Raw genomic sequence first — 3,296 nt, forward strand, 5'->3', positions numbered from 1 at the left:
ACAGTCTGCGCAGAAAGAAGTGATCGAGATCCAGGACGGAAAAGAAACCCGCCGCATCGGTGTTATCGACATTCCGACCTTCTACATCGACTTCGAAGGCCGGATGAATAACCTGCCTGATTACCGTAGCACGACCCGCGACGTACGCCGCCTGGTCAATGAGCTTCTGGACGAAAAAATCGATGGTCTGATCATCGACCTTCGCAGTAATGGTGGCGGTTCACTGGAAGAAGCAATTAACCTGACAGGTCTGTTTATTCCGACCGGCCCAGTGGTTCAGGTACGTGGAGCACGCGGTGATGTCGATGTTCTGCGCGACCGCGACCCCGAAGTTCTTTATGCCGGCCCAATGACGGTACTGGTCAATCGTTTAAGCGCATCCGCCTCCGAGATTTTTGCCGGCGCCATTCAGGATTACGGCAGAGGTCTGGTCATCGGTGGGCAGACCTTTGGTAAGGGGACGGTTCAATCACTGCGCCCGCTGACCGAGGGCCAGCTGAAGATCACTCAGGCGAAATTTTACCGCGTGTCAGGTGACAGCACCCAGAACCAGGGCGTGATACCGGACATTATGTTCCCTTCGCTCTTTGATAAAGACAAAATCGGTGAGAGTGCGCTTGAGAAGGCACTCCCGTGGGATACCATCAAGCCCGCACGCGAGACCAAGAGCAACCCAGTGCGCAGCAAACTCTCACGCCTGAAAGAACTGCATGAGGAACGCATCAGCGACAACCCCGACTTTATCTTCGTCCGCGAGCAAAAAGCCTTAGTTTCTGAAATGCGGGATAAAACCCAGGTCTCTCTTAACGAAGAAGAGCGCAAAGCAGAACGGGAAGAGAACGACCGCCGACGCCTGGCACTTGAGAACAAGCGCCGCAAAGCGAAGGGCATGCCCGAGCTGGCTTCACTCGATGATCCAGAAGAAGACGAAAAGTCTGAAGAAGGTGAAGAAAAAGCCAAGTCGGACGAAAAGGACGATGAAGAGCCCGACGCTATGCTGATTGAGACTGGGAATATCCTGCTTGATTACATGCGCATGTCATCCCCTGGGATGACTGCTCTGCGTTAAATCACTCAGGCAACCAATAAAAACGGCGACCTCAGGTCGCCGTTTTTGTATCTGTCGTAATAACCTCAACCCGCTACCAGCAGCTACCAGCCGAGTTCTGACTTCACAAAAGGAATCGTTAGTTTTCGCTTCTCTTTCAACGATGCCTGATCCAGTTGATCAAGTATCTGACACAGCCCTGCCATATCCCGCGGGCCGCGGTTCATAATAAACACTGCAACATCATCAAGAAGATCAAAACCACGCTGACGAGCCCGTAGAATCAGAGCCTGTACCTTCTCTTCGTCCGATAGGGTCTCAACCTGATAGGTGATCCCCCAGCTAAGTCGGGATACGAGATCCGGCAGTTTGCCGCCTGCTTGTGACGGTGGAGCACTCGCGCCAATCAGCAAGTGGCTCTGGCGGTCGCGTATGCGGTTGTAGAGGTGAAAAAGCGCTTCTTCCCACTCCGCATCCCCCATGACTTCCTGCAGGTCGTCAATGGCGACCAGAGGCAGCTGGTCGACGCCTTCGAGCATTCCCGGACCTATGTCTTTAAGCTCTGCAAGAGGAAGGTACATGCTTTGATGTCCGATCCCTTCTGCGTAATGGCACGCTGCCTGTAGAAGGTGACTGACTCCAGAGCCGGTAGCGCCCCACAGATAAATAAACGGCTCACCGGCGGTCGTCCACTGCCCTTGCAGTGCATCCCGGACCTGTTGGTTCACTCCGGGGTAAAAATTCGCGAACCGGGCGTCATCTCTGAGTGCGACCTGTAGGGTCAGCTGAGATGGCTCGTTGTTACGGACTTCAGCGCTGCCAGACATAGGCGACGCCCTCCTCGTTTGCCGTAATCTTCTTATCGAGTGCCATGCTATCAAGCACCTGCGACCAGCTAGAGGTCAGGTCAAGCGCAAGAGTGACCTCATCCCGGTCAGACGCCACGACCACAACATCCCTGACGGCGACATTCGCGCTCAGGTACTCGAGCAACGCCCGGTAATCAGCAAAGGTCGTCACACCAGTGACGCGAATCAATTCACTGTTATCTATTCCGGTGAGAGGAATGACCGCGTAGCGCTCTGACAGCTTTTCAGCGATCTCACCTGCAACGCCTGATGCCAGCAATTCAGGAGTGTCGGCCTGTACTGACAGGGAATGACGAATATCTGCATGATTGATATAGCCAGTGAAACTGAACGAACTACCGAGGGCCATGATACGCCCTGCGACATAGCCATCACTGGAGTAACGCGCGGCTGCGGAATTGATGTCTTCTTCAAAAAGTCCCCAGAGACTGGCAACAGGCAGGGCCATCTGATCTTCGAGATCCCAGGCTGGGAACATCCAGGGCAAGCCGCGGCTACGCATGGCATCATCAAATGCTGACTTCCACTGACTTTCTTCTGGCCCAACGACGGTACGCCCATCATCTGAGTTCACCGCCAACCATATCTGGGTGCGTGGTCGTGAGCTACCCCAGACAGGCGCTGCCGCCCGCTCGAGTAACTTCTGCATCGGCCCGGCCATGAATGTGACGCTGAGCAACAGTTGCTCTTCACTGCCACGCTCATAACGCAGGCTGCTCATATAACTCTGTGCATTGCCTTGTTCGCCCATTAAAACCGGATTCTCGAGCACCTGCTCAGTCCCCGACAGGCGCACTAACATGCGCTGAAAAGCACCGCCGATCGCATCACTGCGGCTTTCTTCTGTCTGATCTGCAACAGGAACCGCAACATCATAGAGGTTATTAACTGTCGCGGCGGAAGCTGAAACGCTTATGCAAAATATTGTTAGGAATGTCAGAAGACGCACTACTATCCCTCAGTCTTTCGTGTCCGCGGCTATTGTGCCACGAAGCCCGCCGATAAACAGTCTGCAGTTTGTTTTTATTTGCGGGATGCAGGATGGCAGACAAATCGTTAGAATACGCGCCTTTCATAAGCCACTACCTGTGACAGACGGCATGAGTGATCAAAAATCCCTGAGCTACAAAGACGCAGGCGTCGATATCGACGCTGGTAACGCACTGGTTGACCGCATCAAAGGCGTCGCCAAACGCACTCGCAGACCGGAGGTCATGGCTGGCCTTGGCGGCTTCGGTGCCCTCTTCGAGCTACCACAGGGCTATCGTCAGCCTGTGCTGGTCTCCGGAACCGATGGCGTGGGCACGAAACTGCGCCTTGCCATGGACCTTAACAAGCATGACACCATCGGTATCGATCTGGTTGCCATGTGTGTTAAT

3 protein-coding genes and 1 pseudogene are annotated in these 3,296 nt (G+C 54.2%); 2 read left to right on the top strand and 2 right to left on the bottom strand.

Annotated elements, in window-relative coordinates:
• A partial coding sequence (locus tag B2067_RS03410) for a carboxy terminal-processing peptidase (RefSeq protein ID WP_301387449.1) occupies positions 1 to 1,069 on the top strand: 1,069 nt, incomplete at its 5' end.
• 83 nt (positions 1,070 to 1,152) lie between these two features.
• Here B2067_RS03410 and hda read toward each other — a convergent pair.
• Positions 1,153 to 1,875: a DnaA regulatory inactivator Hda gene (gene hda / locus B2067_RS03415; protein ID WP_297532109.1), complete on the bottom strand. Its 723-nt coding sequence runs from the start codon at positions 1,873 to 1,875 to the stop codon at positions 1,153 to 1,155.
• On the bottom strand, positions 1,859 to 2,866 hold the full coding sequence (locus B2067_RS03420; protein WP_301377468.1) for a DUF2066 domain-containing protein: 1,008 nt from the start codon (positions 2,864 to 2,866) through the stop codon (positions 1,859 to 1,861). The genes hda and B2067_RS03420 overlap by 17 nt, the downstream gene beginning before the upstream one ends.
• 151 nt (positions 2,867 to 3,017) lie before the next feature.
• Between B2067_RS03420 and B2067_RS03425 the strand changes: the two are divergent.
• Positions 3,018 to 3,296, top strand: a pseudogene (locus tag B2067_RS03425) (phosphoribosylformylglycinamidine cyclo-ligase); the annotation flags it as partial.

It is taken from the genome of Thalassolituus sp. UBA2590, assembly GCF_002339775.1.
Classification (GTDB): domain Bacteria; phylum Pseudomonadota; class Gammaproteobacteria; order Pseudomonadales; family Oceanobacteraceae; genus Thalassolituus.